Genomic DNA, 24,441 nt, shown 5'->3' with positions numbered 1-24,441 from the left:
TATGATTGCCGCCAAGCGGGCTTGGGATGTCCGCACGGGAGAGATTCGTTGGGCAAGATCATCGTCACCGGGGCGTCCGGGCAGTTCGGAACTGCGGCAGCCAGGCTGCTGCTGGAGAAGGTCGCGGCCGAGGACCTGATCCTCCTGACGCGCACGCCGGAGAGCCTCAGCGAGTTCGCCGAGCAGGGCGCGGATGTGCGCCGCGCCGATTTCGACGATCCTGCCAGCTTGCGCTCCGCGATGGCGGGCGGCGAGCGGATGCTGCTGATCTCGACCACGCGGGTCGGCACGCGGGTCGAGCAGCACACCAATGCGGTCGAGGCGGCCGCGGCGGAGGGCGTGAAGCACGTCGTCTACACGTCGATCCTGGGCTGCGGTGCGCCGAACAACCCTTCGGTGGAGCAGTTCGACCACCTCGCGACCGAGCGGATGATCGAGCAGTCCGGCCTGGCCTGGACGCACTTGCGCAACTGTCTCTACGCCGAAGCCGTGGCCACGGCGATGGCGATCCCGGCGCTTCAGGCCGGCCACAAGCCGGAGAACGCCGGCGAAGGCCGCGTGCCGATCGTTAGCCGCGACGACTGCGTGGCGATCGCGGTCGGCGTGCTGACCCAGGAGGGGCACGAGAACAAGGCCTACGACGTGACCGGGCCGGAGCTCTGGACCCTGCCCGATGCGATGGCGCTAGTCTCCGACATGGCGGGCAAGCCGATCGAAGTCGAGATGGTCGACGACGAAGGCATGTACGCCTACTTCGACTCGCTCGGCGTGGCGCGCAAAGCGTCCGACGTCGTGCCGGACGGGCCGATCCCGTGGGCGAGCGAGGGCATGGTCACGTTCGGCCAGTCGATCCGCGAAGGCTTCATGGACATCGAGTCCGACGACGTCGAGCGCATTACCGGCCGCAAGCCGCGCACTTTGCGGTCGGTCATGGAGCAGTACCGGAGCACCTGGCCGATATGAGGGCGCTTTTTCTTGCGGCGTCGCTCGCGCTGGCCGCCTGCTCGGGCAGCTCGGCGCCGGACATCGACACCAGCGTCTATGGCGCCGGCGACGACTGGAACAATCCCGGTGGCGATTGGGCGGAAAGCCATTTCTCGCGCCTGACGGATATCTCGGCAGCGAACGTCGGCGAGCTCGGCCTTGCCTGGGAGTACGACCTCGGCACCTCGCGCGTGCAGGAAGCCACGCCGGTGGTGATCGACGGGGTGATGTACACCTCCGGCAATCTCGGGCGGGTCTACGCGCTGAACGCCGCGACCGGGGAGGAGCTGTGGACCTTCCTCCCTGAAGTGGACATGCAAGTGAACCGCTGGGCCTGCTGCGACCAGGCCAACCGCGGCGTGGCGGTGCATGACGGAAAGGTGTTCGTCGCCGCGCTGGACGGCGTGCTCTACGCGCTCGACGGCAAGACCGGGGCCGTGGAGTGGCAAGTCGATACGATCGTCGACAAGAGCCGCGGCTACACGATCACCGGCGCGCCGGAGATCGCCGGGGACCTGGTGATCATCGGGAATGCTGGTGCGGAATACGACACCCGCGGCTATGTCACCGCCTACGATACGAGCGACGGCGACGAGGAGTGGCGCTTCTACACGGTGCCCCGCAACCCGGCCGAAGGGCCGCAGGAAAGCAAGGCGCTGGAAGCCGCGCTGAAGACCTGGAGCAAGGACAGCGCCTGGGACATCGGCCTGGGCGGGACGGCCTGGGACGCGATCACTTACGATCCGGTGTTCGACCAGGTGATCGTCGGCGTCGGCAACGGCGGGCCTTATCCGCAGGCGATCCGCTCGCCGGGCGGGGGCGACAACCTCTACCTCAACTCGCTGGTCGCGCTCGACCGTGAAACCGGCGAGCTCAAGTGGCATTTCCAGGAGACGCCACAAGACAACTGGGACCTCACGGCCACCCAGCCGATGATCCTGGCCGAAGTCGACACCGGCGGCGGAAATGTCCGCCCGGTGGTGCTGCACACGCCGAAGAACGGCTTCTTCTTCGTGGTCGACCGGGAGACCGGCAAGCCGCTGGCCGCGAACGCAATCGTCCGCACGAGCTGGGCCGACGGGTGGAACCTGGAGACTGGCAAGCCGAACCTGACGCCCGAAGCATCCGACTACACTGACGGCGCGAAGATCGTCTTCCCCGGCTCCCCGGGCGCCCGCAACTGGTACCCGGCGGCCTACGATCCCGGCCGCAACACTTACTTCGCGCACGTGCTCGACATGGGGAACCTGATGTTCCTGACCGGGCCACCTGAGGGCGCGACGCGCCAGCAGAAGATGCTCAACGCCGGCTCGGCGCTGATCTTCACCTCGGACCTGGAGGCAGCCGCTCCGGGCCTGCCGCCGCCGGTGCGCGAGGCGCTGGAGGCGACCGAGCAGTGGCAGTGGGTCCAGGACAAGCCGTTCAGTAACGAACTGCGCGCGATCGACCCGATGACCGGCAGGACGAAGTGGGCCGTGCCCGGCGCCGGGTGGCAGGACCGCTACGGGGTGCTCGCCACGGCCGCGGGCCTGGTGTTCCACGGCAACCTCGCCGGGGAGCTCGTCGCCCGCGATGCGGAGACCGGCGAAGAGCTCTGGAAGGTCGACACCGGCAGTTCGATCATGGCCGCGCCGATGACCTACCGCGTCGACGGCGTGCAGTACGTCGCCGTGCAGACCGGCTTCGGCGGCGGCGGCTGGGGCTTCGTGCCGGGCTATTCGGCCGCCTATCAGCGCGGCAATGCCAACCGCCTGCTGGTGTTCAAGCTGGGCGGCGGCGAAGTGCCGATGCCCAAGCCACTACCGCCGATCGAGCCCGCGCCACCCCCGCCCTCGCAACTCGCAGGCGTCACGCCCGCGATGCTGGCGCAAGGGCAGGCGCTGTTCACCGAGAACTGCTCGATCTGCCATTCCAACCAGCCGCGCGCCGGCCTGCCCGATCTCCGCCGCATGGCGCCGAACATCCACGAGGTATTCGACCAGATCGTGCTCGAAGGCCTGCTGCTGCCGAACGGAATGCCGCGCTGGGACGACCGGCTGAGTCCGGAACAGGTGCGGGCGATCCACGCCTACCTGATCAGCCTTCAGGGCGACTTGCGGACGCGCGAACTGGAACTGCAGCGGCGGGGCGAACCGCTCGATTCCCGCAGCCTGACCATCTTGAGCAATTACTAGGACCGAACCCGGCGCCATTCCTTGCTGGCGTACGACAGGAGACTTCAGATGACCCCCGAAGGCGTTTTCATCCGGCACCCCGACAAGCTGTTCATCGGCGGCGAGTGGGTCGCCCCGCTCAGCGGCGACTCCATCGAGATCGTCAACCCGAACAGCGAGGAAGTCGTCGCCCGCGTCGGCGAGGCCGGCAAGGCCGACATGGATCGGGCGGTCGAGGCCGCGCGCCAGGCGTTCGACCACGGCCCTTGGCCGACCACCCCGCCCGCCGAACGCGGCGCCATGCTGATGAAGATGGCCGAGCTCCTGGAACGGCGCGTGCCCGAACTGGCCGCCGCGTGGACCGCGCAAGTCGGCGGCCTCGCCAGCTTCGCGCCGATGATGCACGGCGGCGCGGTGATGCAGATGAAGGGCATCGCAGCTCTGGGAGAAAGCTTCGACTGGGTCGAGCAGAAGAAGGGCCAGGCGGTCGATACGGCGATCATCGCGCGCGAGCCGGTCGGCGTCGTGGCCGGCATCGCGCCGTGGAACGCGCCGTTCGGCATCATGCTCAACAAGGTCGCCTATTCGCTGATCGCCGGCTGCACGATCGTGATGAAGCCTTCGCCGGAAACCCCGCTGGAAGCCTACATCATCGCCGAAGCCGCCGAAGAGGCCGGCCTGCCCGCGGGCGTGGTCAACCTGGTGCCGGCCGACCGCGACGCGTCGGACCACCTGGTCCACAACCCCGGTATCGACAAAGTCAGCTTCACCGGCTCGACCGTGGCCGGTAAGCGCATCGCCGAAGTCTGCGCCAGCCGCATCGCCCGCTGCTCGCTGGAGCTCGGCGGCAAGTCGGCCGCGATCGTGCGCGACGATTTCCCGATCGAGGCAGCGGCGAACATTCTCGGCAACACGATCACCGTGATGAGCGGCCAGGTCTGCGCCATGCTCAGCCGCGCGATCGTCACCCGCGATCGGCACGACGAACTGGCCGAGGCCATCGCCAAGGTGATGAAGGGCATCAAGATCGGCAACTCCGACGACCCAGAAACGCAGCTTGGGCCGCTGGCGATGAAGCGCCAGCTCGAACGGGTCGAGATGTACGTCGCGGAAGGCAAGAAGTCCGGCGCCGACCTCGTGACAGGCGGCCAGCGTCCGGCGCATATGAACAAGGGCTACTTCATCGAGCCGACCCTGTTCGCCAACGTCGACAACCAGAGCCGCATTGCTCAGGAAGAAATCTTCGGCCCCGTGCTCTGCCTGATCCCGGCGGAGGACGAGGAAGACGCGATCCGCATCGCCAACGAGAGCAGCTTCGGCCTCAACGGCTCGGTCTTCACCGCCGATCCGCAGGCCGCTTACGACATCAGCCGGCGCGTCCGCACCGGCGTGATGGGGCAGAACGGCATGCGCATGGAGTTCGGCATGCCGTTCGGCGGCTTTAAGCAGTCCGGCATCGGCCGCGAAGGCGGCGAGGAAGGGCTCTGGCCATATCTCGAGACCAAGACGATCCTGCTGGACGGGGCTCCGGCGCGGCTCTGACAGCTATCTCTTAGGCAACCCTCTCCGTTTGTGTGAGCGTAGTCGAGACACGCCGCGCCGCGTGTCTCGACGTCGCTCGGCACGAACGCTTGCCCCTCTCGTCATGCTGAACTCGTTTCAGCATCCATCGCGCCGCGCTTTCGGTGCCCGCCGGCGAAGCGGGGCCACGCCGCTTGAGCCGATAGCTCCGTGCGGGTGGCGGGATGGGCCCTGAAACAAGTTCAGGGTGACGGTTGGGAAGGTTGTGTCCGTCGCTCGCCCCTTCCGTCATGCTGACTCGTTTGTGCTTTGCACAGCTCCGCTTCCAGCATCCATCGCGCCGCGCCTCCGGTGCTCGCCGGCGAAGTGCGGCCATGCCGCTTGAACCGATCGCTCCGCGCGGGTGGCGGAATGGGCCCTGAAACAAGTTCAGGGTGACGGTTGGCAAAAGGCCGTTCTCTGGCCCCTCCCGTCATGCTGGACTCGTTTGTGCTTTGCACAGCTCCGCTTCCAGCATCCATCGCGCCGCGCCTTCGGTGCTCGCCGGCGAAGTGCGGCCACGCCGCTTGAACCGATCGCTCCGTGCAGGGGGTGGAATGGGCCTTGAAACAAGTTCAGGGTGACGGAAGATTGGGCCACTGCCTGCCCCTCCCGTCATGCTGAACTCGTTTCAGCATCCATCGCGCCGCGCCTTCGGTGCTCGCCGGCGAAGCGCGGTCACGCCGCTTGAGCCGATAGCTTCGTGCGGGGGCGGAATGGGCCCTGAAACAAGTTCAGGGTGACGGTTGGGAAGCTCCGGTCACATCGCTTCGAAAGAAATAAAACCCCGCCCCCTATCAATCGGCGAGGCGATGCCCTACATAAGCCTTGCTACAGTCGCAAATTGAACGGTCTACGGCGCTTTGCGGCTCCTTTTTCCTTCTCTGGCTTCTCCTAGCTTGAAGGAGGCCGTCTTCCGGCTTCCGCATTTACGAAGGAAATTGTTATGCCGATCGGCACCGTGAAATTTTTCGACAACGCCAAGGGCTACGGCTTCATCACCAATGAAGCTGGCGGCAACGACGCTTTCGTTCACATGACGGCCGTCCAGGCCGCTGGCATGAGCACGCTCGATAAGGAGCAGCGCCTGTCCTACGAACTCGAGAACGACAAGCGCGGCAAGACGAGCGCAGTGAACCTGCAGTCTGCTTGACCCCAAGCCGCTTTGCGGAAAATCGATGGGACGGGTGCCTCGGCATCCGTCCCATTTTTTATGTGCCCGGCGCGGGGCTCAGGGGCAGGGCCGGTAGGCCATCGATCCGCCGACCGGCAAGACCTCCGGCACCGGCTTGCCTTGCTGCCTCAGCAACTCCGGATACTCGCGCAGGACGCTCTCGGCGTCGGTCACCGCCACGACGGAGCCGTTCGTCGGGTCCAGGTGAAGCATCGCGCCGTAGATGACGAACAGCACGTCCGTGTACCCGTCGGCGAGATCGGAGACCTTGAGCGTGTGCGTGCTGCCCGGCGGCTCGAACAGATAGGATCCCGCGCGGTTGCTCGCGCTGTCCGGATACTCGAGGTAAGTCCACTCTCCGGCGAAGGTGAAGGCATGGACTTCGCCGGTGTGCTTGTGCGGGAACACCTCCACCCCGGGAGCGAACAGCATGCGGACGGCGAAGCGGCCGCCTTCGATGTCGGCCATCAGCAGCTTCAGCTTGATGCCGGGATCGCCGGCCCATTCGTCCGCCCAGGGCAGATCGTCGGAGGCGGAATGGAAGGATTCCGGAACGATCACCGGCCATCCTCCGCCGGAAGGCGCTTGTCGTTCGGGTCGATCCTGGGATCGCTCTTGAGCATCGGGTCCCAGTGCTCGGCGATCTTGCCGTCCGCTATGCGGTAGAGGTCGAACCAGGTGGCGTAGTAAGTCTGGCCGTTCTGGTCCTTCTCCGGGCGGACGAAGCTGGTCATCACGTAGTCCCCTTCCGCCATCAGGTGGATCAGTGGCAGGTCCAGCTTGTCCCTGATCTCCCGTTCGGGCCGTGTGCTGCGGACATACTCCTGCACCCCGGCGAGCCCCTGGCCAGCGTTCGGGTTGTGCTGGACGTAGTCCTCGCGAATGAACTCGCCCGCCCGGTCCGCCAGGCCCGCCTGCAGCACGATGCGGTACATGTCGTAGACCAGCCGCTTGTTGGCGGCGAGCTTCGGGTCAGGGCTGGCGAGCAGCGCCTCATGATCCTGTGCGACTTTGGGTACGATCGCGGGTGCCGTGCTGGCCATTGTGGGGCGGTTCTCCTGAGCGTATGCGGCGCTGCCTGCAATCAGCAGGGCCGCGGCGATGGTGCTGCGCATTGCGTGTGTTCTCTCCCGTTCGCGGGGCATCCTGCCAAAGCGGGGGTGACACGGCAAGCGCACTCGGCTAGCGGTCCGGACAAAGTCAACGAAGCGACGGACAGGATGCCCATGAACCCGAAATACCTCACCCTCGCGCCTCTTCTGTTGCCCGCCGCCCCGGCGCTCGCCCAGGAAGCCGGCTTCGATCCCGATGTGATCGTCGTCACGGGGGAGGGCCTGCCGGACACGCCGGCCAGCCCGGCCTACGATACGCAGGTGCTCGAACGGGACCGGATCGTATCGACCGGGTCCGGCCGACTGGAGGATGCCCTGTCGTCGGTCGCCGGGTTCCAGCAGTTCCGCCGCTCGGACAGCCGCTCGTCCAACCCGTCGGCGCAGGGCGTCACGCTGCGCGCGCTCGGCGGCAATGCCACGAGCCGGGCGCTGGTGCTGCTCGACGGCGTTCCGCTGGCCGACCCGTTCTTCGGCTACATCCCGCTGTCCGCGGTTGCGCCGGAGCGGCTTGAGAACATCCGGGTGACGCGCGGCGGCGGCTCGGGCCCGTTCGGTGCGGGCGCGCTGGCCGGAACGATCGAGCTCAACAGCGCGGATGCATCCGACCTCGGCCTGGTCACCGCATCGGCGCTGATCAACGACCGGGCGGAGACGGAGCTTTCCGGTACATTCGCCCCGGAAGTCGGCAACGGCTACGCGACGATCAGCGGCCGCTGGGACCGCGGCAAGGGCTTCTACACCACGCCCGAGGACCAGCGTGTCCCCGCGACGGCGCGGGCGCGCTTCGACAGCTGGTCGGCCGGCGGGCGGCTGGTGCAGGACCTCGGCGGAGACATCACCCTGCAAGTGCGCGGGCTCGCTTTCGAAGACCACCGCACGCTGCGCTTCGAAGGGGCCGACAGCTCGAGCGAGGGGCAGGACATCAGCCTACGCGTGGTCGGCCGCGGCCCCTGGCAGTTCGACGCCATCGCTTACAAGCAGTGGCGCAACTTCACCAATGTCGTCGTTTCCTCGACACGGTTCGTACCGGTTCTGGATCAGAAGGACACACCCTCCGAAGGCGAGGGCGGCAAGATCGAAGTTCGTCCGCCAGTGGGTGGCGGGCATACCTTGCGGCTCGGCGCGGACTTCCGGCAGTCCACGGGTGACTTGTTCGAAGATGCCTACTCGGCATTCACCGGCGCCCGCACCGAACAGCGCTTCGCCGGGGGCGAGAACACCGATCTCGGCCTGTTCGCCGAGGACGACTGGCAAATCGGACCCGTGATCCTGACCGGCGGTGTGCGCGCCGATCGCTACGAGATCAGGGACGGCTACTACCGCGCCCTCAGCGGCGACGGAGAGACGGTGCGCACCGACACGACCTTCGCCGATCGCTCCGACTGGGAGTTCTCCTATCGCGGCGGCGTGGTCATGCCGCTTTCCTCCGGGCTGCAGGTGCGCGCCGCCGCCTACAGCGGCCTGCGCTTGCCGACACTCAACGAACTCTACCGGCCGTTCGTGGTGTTCCCTGTGGAAACCCGCGCGAACGAGAACCTCGTGCCCGAGCGGCTCGAAGGCTTCGACGTGGGCCTGGACTGGCGCGCTTCACCCGGCGTGCGGTTCGCGCTGACCGCATGGGACAACAAGGTGAAGGACGCGATCACCAACGTCACGATCGGAACGAACCTGCGCGAACGGCGCAACATCGGTGCGATCGACGCACGCGGGCTCGAGTTCAGCGCCGAGCTGGAGCACGGTCCCTTCGGGCTCGACGGATCGCTTGCATACACCGATGCGGAGCAGGAAGGCAGCGGCCCTGCCGCCGATCTCAACGGCTTCCGCCCGTCACAGACGCCCGCTTGGGCGGCGAGCGCGACGGCCAGTTATCGCCCGGCCGAAGGCATGCTGCTGGCGGCCACGCTGCGCCACGTCGGCAAGCAGTTCGAAGACGACCAGGAGAGCGATGTGCTTCCGGCGGCGACGACGGTCGACCTTTACGCCCAGGTGCCGCTGTACGAGAAGCTGAGCTTCGTCGCCCGGGCGGAGAACCTGTTCGACGAGGAAATCGTCACCCGCAACCAGGGCGGCTCGATCGACCTGGGCATCCCCCGCACCGTGTGGGCAGGGCTGCGCTACGGGTTCTGACGCATAAGCGAAGGCAAGGGCGGCCGGCTCGGCCGCCCTTGCTTTGTCCGGATCAGCTGTTGTCGTTGCCGCTGTCGCGCGGGTCCGCGCGGCCGGGGTCGCTCGGCTGCCCGCCGCGGTCGCCGTATCCGGCGCCGGTCTGCTGTTCCTGCTGGCCCGGCTGGCCTTGTCTCGCGCCGCCGCTCTCCTGCTCCTGCTGGCGCCGGGAACCGTCCTGCTGGTCCATTTGGGAAGCGCTGTCCTGCCCCTGGTCTTCGCGGAAGGCGCCGCCGGCGGTCTGCTGTTCCTGTTGCCGGCTGCCGGCGCCGGTGTTCCCGGGGTTCTGGCCCTGGCCCTGGCCCGGTCCTCGATCCTGATCGTTCATGTCGCTCTCCTCGCAGTCCGCCGGTTGGCGGACAGTGAGCGAACTCATGCGGAGCGAGAGCTTTCCACGCTGCCGGGCCAAACTGGACGGGCTGCGCCAGACGCGCGCCGGGCGGCGGCTATTGGGCGGGCTTGGTCTCCGCAGCCTTCGGCGCGGCGGCCGACGAACCGGTCGGCTCGGCGCTCGGCGCCTTGATCACGCAGGCCTCGAGCAGCGTCCGCAATTTCTGGCCCCACTCCCGCAAGGCCCGCGCATTCGGGGCGAGGATCCCGAGATCGTGCTTGGCATCGCCGTTGAACCGCTGGCCCACGGTCGGCGGCTCGCGCGGGATGTCCGCGGGGTTCACGCAAGTGACGGGAGTCGGCACCAGCACTTCGCGGATTTCGGCCGGCGGCGGCGCCGGGGCATGCTTGCAGCCCGCGGCAAGCAAGGCGATCAGCAGGATGGCACGCTTCACAGGCCCCTGGCCTCCCTGATCGAGCGTGGTGTCACGCAATCCGCTTCCCTCACCTTCTCGCGCCGCAGCTCTTCCGCCTCGCGCTCCAGCTCGCCCGCCCGCTCCTGCGCTTCGGCGATCTTCTCGTCGATGATGGTTTCCTGGACATTGTCATTAAGTTCGCCGCTGGCAATCCGGTACTTGAGCGCGTTCAATGACAGTTCCGTGGCAGCGCGGGCCTGCCGTTCCGCCAGCAGCTGGCGATCCAGCGCATTGCGTTCCTGCGCGATCGCGTCGGCACGCCAGAGCACCACGACCAGGGCGGCGGCGAGCACGACGATCAGCGCCTCGCGAATGCCGATGAACCGCCTCAGGCTCGAAACTCGATCTGCCACTGCAACCCTCCAAAAAGATGCGCGCTTCGCGGCACGCGCTATCAGGCCGAGAAAGAGCGCGCCAGCACATCGAGCCGCTGCTCGCGGTGCCTTCGCCGAATGCCTGGCGCGCGCCCTTTCGCATCGCCCGTGCCGCCGTTCGGGAGGACAGCTTGGCAGCCTGTCCGGTGCCCGGTGGGCGGCACGTTCGCTGCAACTGGGGCCATTGGTAGGGGGCGCTGGGGCAGGGCGCAAGCGCGTGAAAACCACACCACGCCTGCGCAGGCGCGTGACCGGCGCTGCGCGGAGTGGAGCGGCCAACGGCCGATCGGGTGCCCGTTAGGCCTCCCGGACCTGCTGCAGGAATTCGTCGGCCTGCGTCTTCAGCGTAACCGCCTGCCGTTCGAGGTCGGTCGAGCTGGTCAGCACCTGGCTGGCGGCGCTGCCGGTCGCCAGGGAGGCGTCGCGGACCTGGTCGAGGCTGCCGGACACTTCTTCCGCACTGCGGGCCGCGAGATCGATGCTGCGGGCCAGGTCCTGCCCGGCGACGGATTGCTGATCGACCGCCGCGGCGATCGACACGGCCGTCGTTTCGAGCTGCTTGATCTGCTCGGCGATCTTCCGGAGAGCGGCCACGCTGGCGCCGGTCGTGTCCTGCATCGTGCGGATCTGCGCCGCGACCTGTTCGGTGGCCTTTCCGGTCTGCGCCGCCAGTTCCTTGACCTCGGTCGCGACGACGGCGAAGCCGCGCCCGGCCTCCCCGCCTCGCGCCGCTTCGATCGAGGCGTTGAGGGCGAGGAGGTTGGTGCGCTGGGCGATGGTGGAGATCATCTGGACCACCTGGCCCACTTGCGAGGCCGAGCTCGACAGCTCCGAAATCGTCGAATCCGCGTCGGCCGCGGCCGAGCTGGCCTTGCGAGCGAGCTCGGCGCTGTTCGATGCCTGGCGGCTGATCTCGCCGATCGACATGGCGAACTCGTCGCTCGCGGCGGCGGCTGCGGTCACGCCGGCGGTCGCTTCGCCGAGCGCTTGGGAAACCCTGGCGGACTGGCTGGAAGACTGCTCCGCGCTGGCCGCCATCGCGGTCGCCGTCGCCTGCAATTCGCTGGAGGCGGACGCAACGCTGCCGACGATCTCGCTGACATTGCGTTCGAACCTGTCGGTCAGCTCGCGCAGCACGGCCTGATGCCTGGCGTGGTCTTCTTCGGTCCGCGCACGCAGCTGCTGGAACTTGAAGGCCGCTTTCTTGATCGTCTGCAGCGCCCGCGCGATCTCGCCGATCTCGTCCTGCCGGTGGGCGTTCTCGACTTCGACCTGATGGTGTCCTTCGGCAAGTGCCACGGCACTTCGGCTGGCGCTCTGCAGCGGCAGGACGATGTCCTGCTGGATGATCCGGTGGGCGAGATAGGCCACGCCCGCGGCCGCCGCCGTCAGTGCGAAAAGTATCGCGAAGAGCCAGCCCGGCGTTCCGGGTACCGCCATCAGGACTGCCCCGGCGAGCAGCGCGTTGGCGGCCGCGAGGAACGCCAGCGCGGCGAATACCGCGCGTGCGCGACGAGCGATCGAGCCGGACACGCCGTGGCCGAAAGCGCCGTGCGAACCGGCCGACGCGTGACGCTCCGCACGGTCGCGTTCGAGTTCGTCGGCGGCGGGGACTTCAGGCGTGCGCGACATGTCCATGACGGTGGTCTCCGGTGATCCTGATAGCGTTCTTCGCCAGTTGGCGGGTGATCTCGTCGGCCGTCACGGCCTTGTAGTAGAGCCAGCCCTGCAAGTGGTCGCAGCCGGCGGTGCGGGCGAGCGCGGCTTGCGCAGCGGTCTCTACGCCCTCTGCGGTTACGAACATGTTCATCGCGCGGGCGACGGCGATGCTGGAGACCATCATCGCCCGGCTGCCTTCGTCGTCGGCTGCCTCGACGATCAGCGAACGGTCGATCTTGAGCTTCTCGAAGCGGAACTTGCGCAGGAAGCCGATGGAGGCATAGCCCGTCCCGAAATCGTCGAGCGCCACGCCGACGCCGAAGCTGCGGATCATCTCGAGGCTGCGGCAGACGATCACCGGATCGCCGACCAGGTAAGTCTCGGTGATCTCCAGCTCCAGGCGGTCGGGCGGGAAGCCGGTTTCTTCGAGGATATGGCCGAGCTGGATGGGGAAATCGGCATTGCGCAGTTGGGCCGGCGATACGTTGACGGACAGCTTCAGGCCGTCCCAGGCCAGCGCATCGGTGCACGCCTGGCGCAGGACCCAGCTGCCGATCGCGTTGATCAGGCCGGTTTCTTCGGCCACGGCGATGAAGGCGGAAGGATCGACCGCGACGCCGTCTTGCGCCCAGCGCAGCAGCGCCTCCACCGCGACGATCTCGCTGGTGGTCGCGTCCACCAGCGGTTGGTAGAGGACCTGGAGCTCGTTGCCGGCGACGGCACGGCGCAGCGCGCGCTCCACCTTCTGCGATTGTTCTAGCTTGCGGTCGAACTCGTCGTTGAACCAGGTGCAGCGCATCTTGCCGCCGGTCTTGGAGGCATACATCGCCACGTCCGACTGGCGCAGGAGGTCGGCGGAGCTGGTCCGCGCGGCGGGCGTGCTGCGGGACAGGCCGATGCTGGCGCCGATGGTCACCTGTCGGTCCTGCAGGGCGATCGGCTTGGCCAGGCGCTGGAGCAGGCGCCGGCAGATGCCCTCGAGGATATTGCCGGCGATCGGGCCCATCACCAGGATGGCGAACTCGTCGCCGCCCAGGCGATAGGCGCGCGCGTCTTTCGCGCACAAGTCCGACAGGATGGCCGCGCATTCCTTGATCAGCTTGTCGCCGGTGTAGTGGCCGTAATGGTCGTTGACCGACTTGAAGCCGTCGAGATCGACCAGCGCGAGAGCGATCTCGTCGTCCGCCTGGGCATAGCGGGCCACGTCGACATGGAGAGCGCGGCGGTTGGGCAAGCCGCTCAGGCTGTCGGTCAGGCCGAGCAGCTCGAGCTGTCCGATATTGGCCAGCGCGACCCGCACCAGCAGGATAGCGGCAATGCCATAGAGCGCCAGGCCGATCACCGGAGCCTGGTAGGAGCCGGGCGCCGCGAAGGTGCCGCGCACCGCCAGGTAGGCGACGAAGCAGGCGACGATGGCGGACAGCGCGACTATCGGGCCGAGCACCAGAAGCCTGGGCGCCAGATAGTCCCTCTCGATCGTTCGGATCACGCGCTTCCCCCTTGCGCCATCCCTAGGGGCGCAGAACTTAAAGAAACATTTAAGCCGATGTTTACCTTGTGCGGCGGGCTGGCGACGGCCGTTCGGGTGGCCCGGGGCAGCGGGTCGTAGAGCGAATAGCGCTCGTTACAGGGCCGGAAGAACGTGCCCTTCTCGAGCACCGTCTCGCCTCCGCCCAGAAGCAGCTTGCCATCTTCCGCCAGAGCCTCGCTGAGGCGGGCGAAGGCACGCTCCCGCACCGGCGCATCGAAATAGAGCAGCACGTTGCGGCACAGGATCAGGTCGAACCGGCCGGGATAAGGCGCCGGGTGCAGCAGGTTGTGCACCTCGTAGCGGACCATCCGGCGCAGGCGCTCCTTCGCCTGCCATCCGCCCTCCGTTTCGGTGAACTGGGCAAGCATCTGGCCGACGCCGAGCCCACGTTGGATCTGGAAGCTGGAATATGTAGCCGCGCGGGCAAATTCGACGATCGAGCCCGATACGTCGGTGCCGAGGACGTCGATCGTCCAGCCGTCCCAACGGGCCCGCTGGTCGGCGAATGTCATCGCCAGCGATAGAGCTTCCTGCCCGGTTGAGCAGCCGACGCACCAGACCGACAGCCGCTTGCTGTGGGCGCGCCTGGCCGCCAGCGCGGGGAGAACGGACGTGGCCAGATGATCGAAGATCTGCCGGTCGCGGAAGAAGTAGGTCTCGTTGTTGAGCAGCGCCTCGACGACTTCCTGCGCCAGCGACGAGCCGTCGGGCTGCGTCAGCAGGACGACAAGGTCCTGGTTGCTGGAGATGCCCCGGTCGCGAAACAGGCCGGCCAGCGCCGGCGCGATGCGCCAGCGGCGGTCCTCGGTCAGCTTCTGTCCGGTTCGCTCCTCCAGCAATCCCGCGATGATGCCGATTGCGATCTCGTCGGGGTCCATCAGGCGCCCCGCGCGATGACGGCCGCGGCGATACGCCCGGCGATGTCGCGTGGGTGCAGGATCGCCGAAGCGAGCCCGGCCCGGGCGATCGCGCCGGGCATTCCCCATACGGCGGAGGTGGCCTCGTTCTGCGCCAGGATCGTGCCGCCGGCCTGGGCGATCTGCTGTGCGCCCTCGCTGCCGTCGCGGCCCATGCCGGTGAGCACCACGCCCAGCGAGGCGGCGCCGAAAGCATCGGCCAGCGATGCGAACATCGGGTCGACCGATGGCATGCAGCCGCTGGCGGCGGGCCTGCGGTCCAGCCGGACCACGTGGCCGGAGGGCCGCGCGGCGAGGGCCAGGTGGGCGTCGCCCGGGGCGATCAGGATCGTGTCCGGCAGCAGCGCCATCCCGTCCGCCGCGGGGAGGGCGGGGCGTCCGGAAATCTCCCGCAACTGCTGCGCGAAAGCGGGTATGAACGACGCCGGCAAGTGCTGCGTGATCAGGATCGGCACGCCGAGGCAGGTTGGCAAGGCTCCGAACAGCTGCCCGATCGCGTGGATGCCGCCGGTCGAAGCGCCGATCGCGACGATCGCCGCCCGTTCGCGCGACGGGCTGCGCAGGATCGGCGTGCTTCCGGCGGCCTGGCCCGCCGGCGCGGCGCGGCGCAGCGGGCGCCTGCCGAGCGCGCGGACTTTGGCCAGCAGTCTTTCCCGATAAGCCTGGTCGAAGCCGCCGGTGGCCGGCTTCTGAAGGGTGTCCGCAGCGCCCAGCGACAAGGCCTCCACCGTCTGCTCGGCGCCGTCCGCAGTGAGGCTGGAGACGACCAGGATCTTCGCTTCGCGAGCCCGCTCGATCATCTGCGGCAGCGCGCCGAGGCCGCCCATGCCGGGCATCTCCAGGTCGAGCAGGATCACGTCGACCCGCTCGGTCGCGAGCAGCGCCAGCGCGTCCTCCGCCGTCGAAACCGCCGCGGCCAATTCCAGGTCGGCTTCCGCGCCGACCAGCCGCGAGAAGGCGGCACGGACGATCAGCGAGTCGTCGACCACCAGGACGCGGATCGCGCGGCCGCGCTGCAGCCCGGAAGCGGAGCCTGGAGCGCCGAGCGGGGGCGAATACCCCATGGCGTCCCCCTCCTCAGGCAGCCCCGACGAGCTGCAGCTTGATCTGCAGCGTATCGTGATCGAACGGCTTCATCACATATTCGTCGGCCCCGGCGTCGATCGCCTCGCGGATGTGCGCCACGTCGTTCTCGGTAGTGCAGAACACCACCTTCGGGGCGCCTCCGCCCGGACGTTCGCGCAGCCGGCCGAGGAATTCGATCCCGCTCATCACCGGCATGTTCCAGTCGAGCAGGATCACGTCGGGCATGGCCGCGTCGCACTTGGCGAGCGCTTCCCGGCCGTCCGCGGCTTCATCCACGGCAAACCCGAGGGATTCGACGATGTGGCGGGAAACTTTGCGGATCACCCGCGAATCATCGACGATCAGACAGTTTTTCATTGTGCGAGCCCCATTGTTCTGCACGTCGGCTAGGCGCTTCACGGTAAACATCGGCTTACGCTGCCTTTCTTTCTGGAGGGCCTTCGATCAGGCGCGCCGGGTCCAGCAGGAGAACCGGTCCGGCGATCGTCTCGACTATGCCGAGCGAGGCGCGCGCCCATCCGGGCTGCAGGTGCGCGCGAATTTCGGCTGGCTCGCCGTCGAACGGAACGACATCCTCGACCCCGTCGACCTGCAGTGCGTAAAGAAATCCGTCGAGCTCCACGACGGCCGCGAGGGGCCCGCGGGCATCGCTCGCCGGCAGTTCCAGGGCGCGGCGGCAGTCGACAACCGTCATCGCCCGGCTGCGCAGGGCGGAAAGCCCCACGATGTGCCGGGGCGCGCGGGAAACAGGTGTGATCGCCTCCAGCTCCACGACCGAGCGGATCGCGGCGGAATCGAGCGCGGCAAGCTCGCCGCCGATGGTGATCAGAAGCAGGGAGCGGTCCATCTCAACCTTCCGCCGGCAAGAGGAGCGCCGGGTGCGCCAGCAGGGCTTGGCTGTCGTACAGCTCGACCGGGCGGCCGCCGATCAGCGCCAGCTTGCGGCGAGCGCCCGCGACGACTTCGGCCGGATCGAACTCGCACAAGTCCACGATCTCGGCATAGGCCCAGGCGATCTCCCGGCCTTCCGCTTCCGTGCGGAACAGGTTGATCGTCTCGCCTTCGATGCGCAGCGGGCCGAAGCTGGCCAGCGCGACGATCCGACCCTCGATCACGATCTGCGACCCGCCGTCGGGATCGGTGCGCAAGGCGGCGACAGGCAGCTTCTCGATCCGGCGGACGGCATCCATCTCCACCGCGCGCTCGCCGCCGTCGAACCCGCGGAACAGCAGTGCGGGGACGAGCGTGCGCTCGTCGGCCTGCGCTTCACCGCGGCCTCTGCGAGTGGGGCGGTTCTTCATGTCGTGGATCATGCCCGCGGCCTGAGCGATGCCCGAGATGTCGAGCATCGGGATCGGGCTGCCGTCGTCGAGCTGGGTGGAACCGACATAGAGCCCGCAGGCCATGAGGACCGGAGGGATCGGCTTGACCACCAGCTCCTCGTGATCGCGCACCTCGTCGACCGCCAGGCCGAAGGTATCGCCGCCGACCAGCCTCAGCAGGACATAAAGGCGCGAGGCGCCCGGATCCTGTCCGAGATCGAGAACCTCGCCCAGGCCGATGCAGGGGAGGCGCTCGCCGCGAACGGTGACGAACTCGCGCCCGCCGACGCTGGCCCGGCCCATCTCCTCGTCCGAGGCGCGCACGATCTCCTCGACATAGGACCGGGGAATGGCGAACACTCGCCCCGCCACGGCGACGGTCAGCGAAGGCACGATGCTGAGCGTCAGCGGCACATTGAGGATCATCCGCGTGCCGGCTCCCGGCGTGCTGTCGATCGTCAGCGATCCACCGATCTTCTCGATATTGGCGCGCACCACATCCATGCCGACCCCGCGGCCGGAGACTGCGGTGATCTCGCTCGCGGTGCTGAGGCCGGGTTCGCAGATCAGGGCGTTGCGTTCCCGATCGCTCAGCAGCGCGGCCTCTCCCGCCGTAAGCAGGCCGGCGGCGACGGCCTTCTGCACCAGCTTGCCGCCGTCGATTCCGCGTCCGTCGTCGACGATGCCGATGCGGATCTCGCTGCCGGTCTGGCGCGCGGAGATCTGCAGCAGGCCGATCTCGCGCTTGCCCGCTGCGCGCCGGTCGGCCGGGGATTCGATCCCGTGGTCGACGGCGTTGCGGATCAGGTGGACCAGCGGATCGCGGACGACCTCGATCATCTCGCGGTCGATCTCGACCTCGCCGCTTTCGACCTCGACCATGACCTGCTTGCCGAGTTCCTGCGACAGGTCTCGGACCAGGCGGGGAAAGCCGGAAAATAGCGTCTCGATCGGTTGCATGCGAATGCGGGTGATCGCCTCGCGCAAGTCGCCTATGATCGCGGAGAGGCGGTTGAACGGGCCCTCGAGCCCGGTTTCGCCGTCGTGCTGCGCCAGGCGGCGGGCGAGATCGTTGCGCGCCACTGCCATGTCGGAGACGCCGCTCATCACCCGGTCGAGCAGCTGGACCGGCAGGCGGATCGTGCGCGGCATGACGGATTGGCGCCGCGACTGGCTGGCCGACAAGCTCCGGGCGGCGGCAAGGGGTGAGACTTCGTCCTCGTGCGCGGAAAGCGCCGCCACCAACGGCGCATCGTCCTGCTCCGGGAGTTCGGCGCCAGCGCCGATCGCCTCGACGATGGCTGCGATACGGTCGATCACCGCCAGTACGGCGCTGACCAGCGCCTGGTCCGGCTGGCGGCGCCCCGCGCGGACATCGGCCAAGGCATCCTCGGCCGCATGGCTTAACGCTTCAAGGCGCGGGAATTCGAAGAACCCGCAATTGCCCTTCACGGTGTGGACGAAGCGGAAGATGGCGTCGAGGCGCTCCCGGTCTCCCGGGTCGTTCTCCCAGGCGACGATCTCGCCCGACAATGCTTCCAGCATGTCGCGCGATTCGGCCAGAAACTCGGCAAGCAGGTCGTCCATCAGAAGCCCCCGTGAGGCGGCCGTTATGGCGGCGGATGGTTAAGGGCCCGTTATCGGGATGGGGCGGGTCGGCATGACGGGCGGCGGCATGCGCAGGCGAACGCGGCGACTGTTCATCGGCGGGGATGTTCCTATGTTCGCTTTCCGATGCCGCCCAGGGTCCAGCTCTTCGCCAATCCGCAATCGGGGACCCATTCGGCCCGCCGGATCGCCGCTTTGCGCCGCGCGTTCGAGAGCGCCGGAGCCGAAGTGATCGAGAGCGAAAGCTCGGCTGCAGTGCCGCCGGAGATCGATCCGCTCGCCACCCACATCTGCGTCGCGGGAGGGGACGGAACCGTTCGTCACGTCGCCGCCGCGGTCGCCCGCGGCCGGCATGCCATGCCGATCGCACAGTACCCCCTGGGGACGATCAACCTGCTCGCGCGCGAGGCCGGCTATCATCCGGACGCGCGCCGTTTCGCCGAGCGCTTCCTCGCAGCCGCGGTGCGGCGGAGGCACTATACCGCCACCGTGCGCGACGAGATGTTCCTGTGCTGCGCCAGCGCCGGGCCGGAATGCGCGGCGATCCGCGGCTATTCGCCCGCGCTCAAGCGCCGCATCGGGCGCTTCGCCTATGCCGTCGCCCTGGTGCGGACGCTGCTGCGGTGGGAACGGCACGCGATGGTCCTGCATGCCGAGGGGCGAAGCTTCCCGTGCGAAGCGGTCTATATCGCCAAGGGGCGCTACTTCGCCGGCCCGTGGAGCTTCGCGCCCAGGGCGAGCCTGCTCGACGACAAGCTCCACGTCGTCGCGCTCGGCACCGCGCGGCGGCGCGATTACCTGCGTTTCCTGCTCGATCTGGCGCTCGGCCGCGATCCCGGTGCTCGGCCCGGCAACATCAGCTTCACCTGCTCGCACTTGTCGCTCGACGGGCCGGCGCATGTCGAGGTGCAGGGCGATGGCGACTTGCTCGCGACGCTGCCGCTGGAGGTGCGCAGCACGGGGACGACGATGGATTTCATCTGAGCGCCAACGGCGCTCGATCGACGGGTGGGCGATCCGCCGGCCTTGACCTGTCCGGCGTTCTTGTGTTCCATCCCGCCCGCGCAGCAGGCGGGCGGCAGGATCCGACGTTATCGCCTGGTGCGGGGACGATGAGAGCGCTCACCACAAGGGCGCTTCATTCCGGGAGGAAAGATTGGGCGCGCTCGCGAAGTTCGCCACTACGGGCATCGCTCCGGGGGAGCGGCTCCGCTACTGGAACACAGTAGCGGACGAGGTGTTCTGCGGCACGTTCGTCAATGCCGAAACCCAGCAATTCGAAGGCGAAATGTGGAGCTGGCGGGTCGGCGACCTGGACATGATCCGCACCCGCTCGGTCAGCGCCACCGTGGGCCGCAAGCCGCTCCGCAGCACCGACGAAGAGCGGATCATCATGCACATGCAGTGGCGCGGCTCGGGCCAGCACAGCCAGCAGGGCCGCGAGACGCGCCTCGCGCCGGGCGACTTCGTCATCGGCTCCCCGCACGAACCTTACCGTTTCGATCTCGCGCCGCACGAGATGATGGTGGTGGAGTTCCCCAAGACCGCGCTGCTCGAACGCGTGCCCGATCTGGAGGATGCGCTGGCCCAGCGACTTTCAGGCGCCTCGCCCGCCGCGCGGGTGTTCAACGATTTCCTGCTCTCGCTCTGGCGCCAGGCCGAGGCTACGCCCGAGAATCCGGACTGGGGAGCGGGGATCAGCGGCGTGTTCTACGATCTTGCCGCGCTGGCAATCCGCGACGCGAGGCAGGCCGGCGGCGGCGACGATCACGATGCGCGGCGCGCGCTGGCGGTGGTCGACGGCGCGCTGTCCGATCCGGAGCTGCGGACCGCCTCCATCGCGCGCGAAATGGGTACCTCCGCGCGGACTGTGCAGAACCTGTTCGCGCGAATGGGCACCACGCCTTCGGCCGCGATCCTCGCCCGCCGGCTCGACCGAGCGGCCGACCGGCTGATGGCCGACCCGCGGGCCACGATCACCGAGGTGGCGTTCGGCCTGGGCTTCAACGACAGCGCTTATTTCACCCGCTGCTTCAGGCAGAAGTTCGGCGTGTCCCCGCGCGACTGGCGAATGGGCGGCCGGCCCGGCTGAAGGGCGCTTCCGCCGGCAGGCGGACGCTGCGTTTGCGCCGGAGTCCAAGCCGGCCTGCGCCGCTGTGCAAGCGCGCGCTCCCCTCTCCCGAGTAACGTGCGCGGCAAGAGCCGCCTGCGCGCGGCTCATAAAAACACCAGCATAAAGCTTTGGGAGAAGCATCGATGAGATTCACGCAGGTTTCGCTCGCCGTTCTGGCGGTAGCAATGGCCGTACCGGCGCACGCGCAGGAGGAAGCCCCGGCGGAGCAGAGGGGCGGCATCCAGGAGATCATCGTCACCGCGCAGAAGCGCACGGAAGACGTGCAGGACGTGCCGATCGCCATCAGCGCGTTCAGCGCCGAAGCCTTGCAGGAACGCGCCATCGGCGACGTGTCCGCGCTCTCCGGCATCACTCCGAACGTCACGCTCGACGCCTCGACCCCGTTCTCCGGCTCCAGCGCGGTGCTCGGCGCGACGATCCGCGGCATCGGCTCCAACGACTTCGCGTTCAACATCGACCCTGCGGTCGGCGTCTATCTCGACGGCGTCTATCTCGGCCGTTCGATCGGCGCCAACCAGGACCTGCTCGACGTGGAGCGGATCGAGGTGCTGAAGGGCCCGCAGGGCACGCTGTTCGGGCGCAACACCATCGGCGGCGCGATCTCGATCGTCACCCGCAACCCGGGCGACGAGTTCCGCGTGCGCGGCGACGTGACGATCGGCAGCTACGAGCGGATGCAGGTGCGCGGCATGGTCGAGCTGCCGCTCACCACCGGCCTGTCCTCCTCGCTCGCCTTCGGCATGCTGAGCCGCGAAGGCTATCAGAAGCGCGTTCCCTATCCGGGCGACGCGGGCGACTACACTTCGTGGGAGCGGTTCCCCGCCGCCGGCTACCAGACCGACGACACCCAGGGCGGCGACAACGCCTGGAACCTGCGCGGCAAGCTGCGCTGGGACAACGGCGGCGCCCTGCGCGCCACTTTCACCGGCGACTATACCAAGCTGAACCAGAACTCGACGGCCAACACCGTCCTTGCGGTCACCCCGATCCCCGGCCCGTTCGCCGGCCTCGCGGCGAACAACATCCCCGGTACCGCGCTCGACGTGACCACCGGAAGCTCGGGCTTCCTGTTCGCTGGCCTCTACAACTTCTGCATCGGGGCGACGGCGGAACAGATCGCCGCGCGCAACGCGCAGAACCTCTGCGGCCCGCGCTCGAGCAATGACGGCTATCTGACCATCCCAGGCCTCGCCAGCGTCAACGTCGACGGCAATCCGCTCAACGACGTGGCGCCCTACGACAGCCGCTGGGTGAACGACGATATCGACGAGAGCTGGGCGACCGGTAACAACTTCTCCGACCTGGAGCAGGGCGGCGTGGCGCTCGACGTCGAGCTGGACCTGAACGATGCGCTGACGCTCAAGTCGATCTCCTCCTTCCGCAAGATCGATTTCGCCGCCGGCGTGGACCTGGACAATTCGCCGCTGCCGATCCTGCAGACCAGCTTCATCGTGGATCAGGAGCAGTGGAGCCAGGAAGTCCAGCTGCTCGGCTCGTTCCTCGACGACTCGCTGAACTTCGTCCTCGGTGCCTATGCGTTCAACGAGAAGGGCGACCTGCGCGACTTCGTGACTTTCGCCAGCGGCCTGCTGCAGGTCGATGGCCCGGGCGAGATCGACACGCGGGCCTATGCCGGGTTCGGCCAGGTCGACTGGCGGGTTTCCGACCTGCTCGGCTTCACGCTCGGCGGGCGCTACACCAAGGAAGAGAAAGGCTACGTCGGCGCGCAGTCGGACATCAACGGCTTCAACTACAAGCTGTTCAACTGCATGGCGCTCGACCCGGCGACTGGCAATCCCAGCGCGGCATGCGCTACGGCCGTCGGCTTCCCGATCCCGAGCCAGCCGTTCCGCTACTACCCGCTTTCGCCGAACGAGCAGGAGTTCGACAACTTCTCGTTCAAGGCCGGCGTGCAACTGTACCCGAGCGACGACGTGATGGTCTACGGCTCCTTCAGCCAGGGCTACAAGACCGGCGGCTGGACCACCCGCCTGTCCAACCCGCTGCCGGTTGCCCCGACTTTCGGCGAGGAAGAGGCGGAGACGATGGAGATCGGCGTCAAGTCCACGCTGATCGACCGGCGCCTGCAGCTCAACGCGGCGGCGTTCTCCACAAAGTACGAGGGCATCCAGCTAAACTTCCAGGAAGGCGTATCGCCGACGGTGCAGAACGCCGGTGACGCACGCATCAAGGGCTTCGAGGTCGAACTCCAGGCCGCGCCGACGGACCTGTTCACCGTCACCGCCTCGGTCGGCTATCTCGACGCCTACTACACCGATGTCGCGGGCCCGGCGCAAGTCGCGCCCAACCCGTTCCAGCTCGGCGTGTTCGAAGGCGCCGATCTGCCCAAGGCGCCGGACTGGAAGTTCAACGTCGCGCCGCGGCTGGAACTGCCGGTCGGTGGCGGCTCGGTCGTGCTGCTGGCCGACTGGACCCACACCACCAGCATGCGCAACGACACGGAAGGCACGATCCTGCTGCTCCGCCCGGCCACCGACATCGTCAACGCCAGCGCCAGCTACGAGCCCGATGCCGGCAACTGGACGCTGACGGTCGGCGGGACCAATGTGTTCGACGAGCGTTACCTCGTTACCGGCCAGGCGCAGATCGCCGGCGGCGTGATCTACGGCACCTACAGCCGGCCCGCCGAATGGTACGCCCGTCTCGGTTTCGAGTTCTAAAAGACAACGAAGTGGAGGGGGCTCGGCCCGCCTCCACTTCAATCGCGGAGATCCTCAAATGCCCGAAGCGCCAACCACCGAACCTTGGGCTGGAACGCCCCCGGTCCCCCATTCGCTGCGTCCCGGCGCGAAGCCGGAAGCCTACATGTCCAAGATCGCCGAAGGCGACGAGCGGCTGTGGGTGCCGATCGGCCGCCCGCAAGTGGAGGACGTCTATTCAAAGCCGGTGTGGATCAGCCCCGCGCTGAACATGTGGGCCGACGTGCTGATGGCCAAGAAGCCGTGCATCGTGAACCGGCACTACCATCCCAAGCCGATCTGGGCCTACACGATCAGCGGCAAATGGGCCTATCTCGAGCATGAGTGGACCGCCACGGCGGGCGACTTCATCTTCGAGGCGCCCGGCGAGAGCCACACGCTCGTCTCTTACGAGCATCCCGATCCGATGCGCGTGTTCTTCGTCGTGTCCGGCCCGCTAATGTGGCTGGACGAACAGGGCAACACGCTTGGGCATTACGACGTGTTCGATTACATGAAGGATGCCCGCGCGCATTACGAGGAGGTCGGCATCGGCGCCGCCTACCTCGACAGCCTGATCCGTTAACAGGAACCCATACCATGGCCACTCAGATGAAAGCTCCGCCGTCGACGAAGAAGGAAATCGTCGACGTTCCCTTCAACTACCGTTCGCTGGTGGAGAAGCACTCCCCCGGCGGCCGCTACATCGACGCGCAGAGCGACGTCGACAGCCCGTGGGTGCCGTTCGGCGATACTGCGGCGATCAAGCACCTGTCGTTCGACGTGCGCCGCAACCTGTTCTCGAACATCCTGTGGGTCAAAGGCCCCGGCGTCGTCGGCACGCACCTCCACCGCGGCACGATCACGATGGTCGTGCTCGAAGGCAGCGTCCGCTATCTCGAGTACGACTGGACGGCGACGCCGGGCGGTCTGATCCTCGAGGTTCCGGGTGAGAGCCACACGCTCGTCACCGAGCACCCGGACGGCGTGAAGCTGTTCGGCTGGATGGAAGGCCCGATCGAGTTCTACGACGAGAACGCGCAGTTCATCGAGACCGTCGACGTGTGGTGGATGATGAACCACTACGAGGAATACTGCCGCGAGCACGGCATCGCGATCAACCAGAAGCTGTACCTCTAACGCCGTCCCGGGCTCGTTC

At 67.6% G+C, this 24,441-nt stretch carries 22 protein-coding genes; 10 read left to right on the top strand and 12 right to left on the bottom strand.

Annotation, left to right across the window (positions count from 1 at the left end; genetic code table 11):
- Window positions 1-48: 48 nt before the first annotated feature.
- From GRI75_RS10885 to GRI75_RS10870, 4 genes are all read left to right on the top strand, one after another.
- Window positions 49-963, top strand: coding sequence for an NmrA family NAD(P)-binding protein (locus tag GRI75_RS10885; RefSeq protein WP_160747013.1), 915 nt, complete (start codon window positions 49-51; stop codon window positions 961-963).
- Window positions 960-3,158: a PQQ-dependent dehydrogenase, methanol/ethanol family gene (locus GRI75_RS10880; protein ID WP_160747012.1), complete on the top strand. Its 2,199-nt coding sequence runs from the start codon at window positions 960-962 to the stop codon at window positions 3,156-3,158. Before GRI75_RS10885 ends, GRI75_RS10880 begins: the two co-directional genes overlap by 4 nt.
- Before the next feature lie 48 nt (window positions 3,159-3,206).
- A complete protein-coding gene (locus GRI75_RS10875; protein ID WP_160747011.1) occupies window positions 3,207-4,679 on the top strand; it encodes an aldehyde dehydrogenase in 1,473 nt (490 codons plus the stop codon).
- 964 nt (window positions 4,680-5,643) lie between these two features.
- Window positions 5,644-5,850 carry a cold-shock protein gene (locus tag GRI75_RS10870; RefSeq protein ID WP_160747010.1) on the top strand — a complete coding sequence of 69 codons (207 nt, stop codon included), beginning with the start codon at window positions 5,644-5,646 and terminating at the stop codon, window positions 5,848-5,850.
- 78 nt (window positions 5,851-5,928) lie between these two features.
- On the opposite strand, the gene GRI75_RS10865 is transcribed toward GRI75_RS10870, so the two are convergent.
- Both GRI75_RS10865 and GRI75_RS10860 read right to left on the bottom strand, forming a co-directional pair.
- A complete protein-coding gene (locus tag GRI75_RS10865) occupies window positions 5,929-6,432 on the bottom strand; it encodes a 2,4'-dihydroxyacetophenone dioxygenase family protein (protein ID WP_160747009.1) in 504 nt (167 codons plus the stop codon).
- Window positions 6,429-6,986, bottom strand: coding sequence for a nuclear transport factor 2 family protein (locus GRI75_RS10860; protein ID WP_235911472.1), 558 nt, complete (start codon window positions 6,984-6,986; stop codon window positions 6,429-6,431). Before GRI75_RS10860 ends, GRI75_RS10865 begins: the two co-directional genes overlap by 4 nt.
- Window positions 6,987-7,097: 111 nt before the next feature.
- Between GRI75_RS10860 and GRI75_RS10855 the strand changes: the two genes are divergently transcribed.
- Complete coding sequence (locus tag GRI75_RS10855; protein ID WP_160747008.1) at window positions 7,098-9,110, top strand: TonB-dependent receptor; 2,013 nt, start codon at window positions 7,098-7,100, stop codon at window positions 9,108-9,110.
- A gap of 52 nt (window positions 9,111-9,162) precedes the next feature.
- On the opposite strand, the gene GRI75_RS10850 is transcribed toward GRI75_RS10855, so the two are convergent.
- From GRI75_RS10850 to GRI75_RS10805, 10 genes are all read right to left on the bottom strand, one after another.
- Window positions 9,163-9,474, bottom strand: coding sequence for a hypothetical protein (locus GRI75_RS10850; RefSeq protein ID WP_160747007.1), 312 nt, complete (start codon window positions 9,472-9,474; stop codon window positions 9,163-9,165).
- A gap of 118 nt (window positions 9,475-9,592) precedes the next feature.
- Complete coding sequence (locus tag GRI75_RS10845) at window positions 9,593-9,931, bottom strand: hypothetical protein (protein WP_160747006.1); 339 nt, start codon at window positions 9,929-9,931, stop codon at window positions 9,593-9,595.
- Complete coding sequence (locus GRI75_RS10840) at window positions 9,928-10,305, bottom strand: hypothetical protein (protein ID WP_160747005.1); 378 nt, start codon at window positions 10,303-10,305, stop codon at window positions 9,928-9,930. The genes GRI75_RS10845 and GRI75_RS10840 overlap by 4 nt, the downstream gene beginning before the upstream one ends.
- Window positions 10,306-10,623: 318 nt before the next feature.
- Window positions 10,624-11,958, bottom strand: coding sequence for a methyl-accepting chemotaxis protein (locus GRI75_RS10835; protein WP_235911471.1), 1,335 nt, complete (start codon window positions 11,956-11,958; stop codon window positions 10,624-10,626).
- A complete protein-coding gene (locus tag GRI75_RS10830; RefSeq protein WP_328597973.1) occupies window positions 11,942-13,474 on the bottom strand; it encodes a putative bifunctional diguanylate cyclase/phosphodiesterase in 1,533 nt (510 codons plus the stop codon). The genes GRI75_RS10835 and GRI75_RS10830 overlap by 17 nt, the downstream gene beginning before the upstream one ends.
- Window positions 13,471-14,394 (bottom strand): CheR family methyltransferase, encoded by a 924-nt coding sequence (locus GRI75_RS10825; protein WP_160747003.1) that lies wholly within the window; start codon window positions 14,392-14,394, stop codon window positions 13,471-13,473. Before GRI75_RS10825 ends, GRI75_RS10830 begins: the two co-directional genes overlap by 4 nt.
- Window positions 14,394-15,497: a chemotaxis-specific protein-glutamate methyltransferase CheB gene (cheB, locus tag GRI75_RS10820; RefSeq protein WP_160747002.1), complete on the bottom strand. Its 1,104-nt coding sequence runs from the start codon at window positions 15,495-15,497 to the stop codon at window positions 14,394-14,396. Before cheB ends, GRI75_RS10825 begins: the two co-directional genes overlap by 1 nt.
- Before the next feature lie 13 nt (window positions 15,498-15,510).
- The gene (locus GRI75_RS10815; RefSeq protein WP_160747001.1) at window positions 15,511-15,876 is read right to left on the bottom strand and encodes a response regulator; all 366 of its coding nucleotides are present in this window, start codon (window positions 15,874-15,876) and stop codon (window positions 15,511-15,513) included.
- Window positions 15,877-15,931: 55 nt separating this feature from the next.
- Window positions 15,932-16,366 (bottom strand): chemotaxis protein CheW, encoded by a 435-nt coding sequence (locus GRI75_RS10810; protein ID WP_160747000.1) that lies wholly within the window; start codon window positions 16,364-16,366, stop codon window positions 15,932-15,934.
- A gap of 1 nt (window position 16,367) precedes the next feature.
- Window positions 16,368-18,428: a chemotaxis protein CheA gene (locus tag GRI75_RS10805; protein ID WP_160746999.1), complete on the bottom strand. Its 2,061-nt coding sequence runs from the start codon at window positions 18,426-18,428 to the stop codon at window positions 16,368-16,370.
- Between the two features lie 147 nt (window positions 18,429-18,575).
- On the opposite strand from GRI75_RS10805, the gene GRI75_RS10800 reads away from it, so the two are divergent.
- From GRI75_RS10800 to GRI75_RS10780, 5 genes are all read left to right on the top strand, one after another.
- A complete protein-coding gene (locus tag GRI75_RS10800) occupies window positions 18,576-19,433 on the top strand; it encodes a diacylglycerol/lipid kinase family protein (RefSeq protein ID WP_160746998.1) in 858 nt (285 codons plus the stop codon).
- Window positions 19,434-19,605: 172 nt separating this feature from the next.
- Window positions 19,606-20,541 carry a helix-turn-helix domain-containing protein gene (locus tag GRI75_RS10795; protein WP_160746997.1) on the top strand — a complete coding sequence of 312 codons (936 nt, stop codon included), beginning with the start codon at window positions 19,606-19,608 and terminating at the stop codon, window positions 20,539-20,541.
- Window positions 20,542-20,705: 164 nt separating this feature from the next.
- Complete coding sequence (locus GRI75_RS10790) at window positions 20,706-23,264, top strand: TonB-dependent receptor (protein WP_160746996.1); 2,559 nt, start codon at window positions 20,706-20,708, stop codon at window positions 23,262-23,264.
- A 58-nt stretch (window positions 23,265-23,322) separates the two neighbouring features.
- Window positions 23,323-23,868 carry a 2,4'-dihydroxyacetophenone dioxygenase family protein gene (locus GRI75_RS10785; protein WP_160746995.1) on the top strand — a complete coding sequence of 182 codons (546 nt, stop codon included), beginning with the start codon at window positions 23,323-23,325 and terminating at the stop codon, window positions 23,866-23,868.
- 14 nt (window positions 23,869-23,882) lie between these two features.
- Window positions 23,883-24,422 carry a 2,4'-dihydroxyacetophenone dioxygenase family protein gene (locus GRI75_RS10780; protein WP_160746994.1) on the top strand — a complete coding sequence of 180 codons (540 nt, stop codon included), beginning with the start codon at window positions 23,883-23,885 and terminating at the stop codon, window positions 24,420-24,422.
- The last annotated feature ends 19 nt before the right edge of the window (window positions 24,423-24,441 follow it).

The organism is Croceibacterium soli, from assembly GCF_009828065.1.
GTDB lineage: Bacteria > Pseudomonadota > Alphaproteobacteria > Sphingomonadales > Sphingomonadaceae > Croceibacterium_B > Croceibacterium_B soli.
The sequence above is the reverse complement of the archived record's forward strand: the minus strand, read 5'-3'. Positions and strand labels throughout refer to the sequence as shown.

What these genes read in the sequence shown, in the direction of transcription:
- GRI75_RS10810 (WP_160747000.1), bottom strand. Translation starts at nt 16,366, where the DNA reads ATGGACCGCTCCCTGCTTCTGATCACCATCGGCGGCGAGCTTGCCGCG.
- GRI75_RS10805 (WP_160746999.1), bottom strand. Translation starts at nt 18,428, where the DNA reads ATGGACGACCTGCTTGCCGAGTTTCTGGCCGAATCGCGCGACATGCTG.
- GRI75_RS10875 (WP_160747011.1), top strand. Translation starts at nt 3,207, where the DNA reads ATGACCCCCGAAGGCGTTTTCATCCGGCACCCCGACAAGCTGTTCATC.
- GRI75_RS10790 (WP_160746996.1), top strand. Translation starts at nt 20,706, where the DNA reads ATGAGATTCACGCAGGTTTCGCTCGCCGTTCTGGCGGTAGCAATGGCC.
- GRI75_RS10835 (WP_235911471.1), bottom strand. Translation starts at nt 11,958, where the DNA reads ATGTCGCGCACGCCTGAAGTCCCCGCCGCCGACGAACTCGAACGCGAC.
- GRI75_RS10870 (WP_160747010.1), top strand. Translation starts at nt 5,644, where the DNA reads ATGCCGATCGGCACCGTGAAATTTTTCGACAACGCCAAGGGCTACGGC.
- GRI75_RS10815 (WP_160747001.1), bottom strand. Translation starts at nt 15,876, where the DNA reads ATGAAAAACTGTCTGATCGTCGATGATTCGCGGGTGATCCGCAAAGTT.
- GRI75_RS10825 (WP_160747003.1), bottom strand. Translation starts at nt 14,394, where the DNA reads ATGGACCCCGACGAGATCGCAATCGGCATCATCGCGGGATTGCTGGAG.
- GRI75_RS10850 (WP_160747007.1), bottom strand. Translation starts at nt 9,474, where the DNA reads ATGAACGATCAGGATCGAGGACCGGGCCAGGGCCAGGGCCAGAACCCC.
- GRI75_RS10880 (WP_160747012.1), top strand. Translation starts at nt 960, where the DNA reads ATGAGGGCGCTTTTTCTTGCGGCGTCGCTCGCGCTGGCCGCCTGCTCG.
- cheB (WP_160747002.1), bottom strand. Translation starts at nt 15,497, where the DNA reads ATGGGGTATTCGCCCCCGCTCGGCGCTCCAGGCTCCGCTTCCGGGCTG.
- GRI75_RS10800 (WP_160746998.1), top strand. Translation starts at nt 18,576, where the DNA reads ATGCCGCCCAGGGTCCAGCTCTTCGCCAATCCGCAATCGGGGACCCAT.
- GRI75_RS10780 (WP_160746994.1), top strand. Translation starts at nt 23,883, where the DNA reads ATGGCCACTCAGATGAAAGCTCCGCCGTCGACGAAGAAGGAAATCGTC.
- GRI75_RS10785 (WP_160746995.1), top strand. Translation starts at nt 23,323, where the DNA reads ATGCCCGAAGCGCCAACCACCGAACCTTGGGCTGGAACGCCCCCGGTC.
- GRI75_RS10860 (WP_235911472.1), bottom strand. Translation starts at nt 6,986, where the DNA reads ATGCGCAGCACCATCGCCGCGGCCCTGCTGATTGCAGGCAGCGCCGCA.
- GRI75_RS10855 (WP_160747008.1), top strand. Translation starts at nt 7,098, where the DNA reads ATGAACCCGAAATACCTCACCCTCGCGCCTCTTCTGTTGCCCGCCGCC.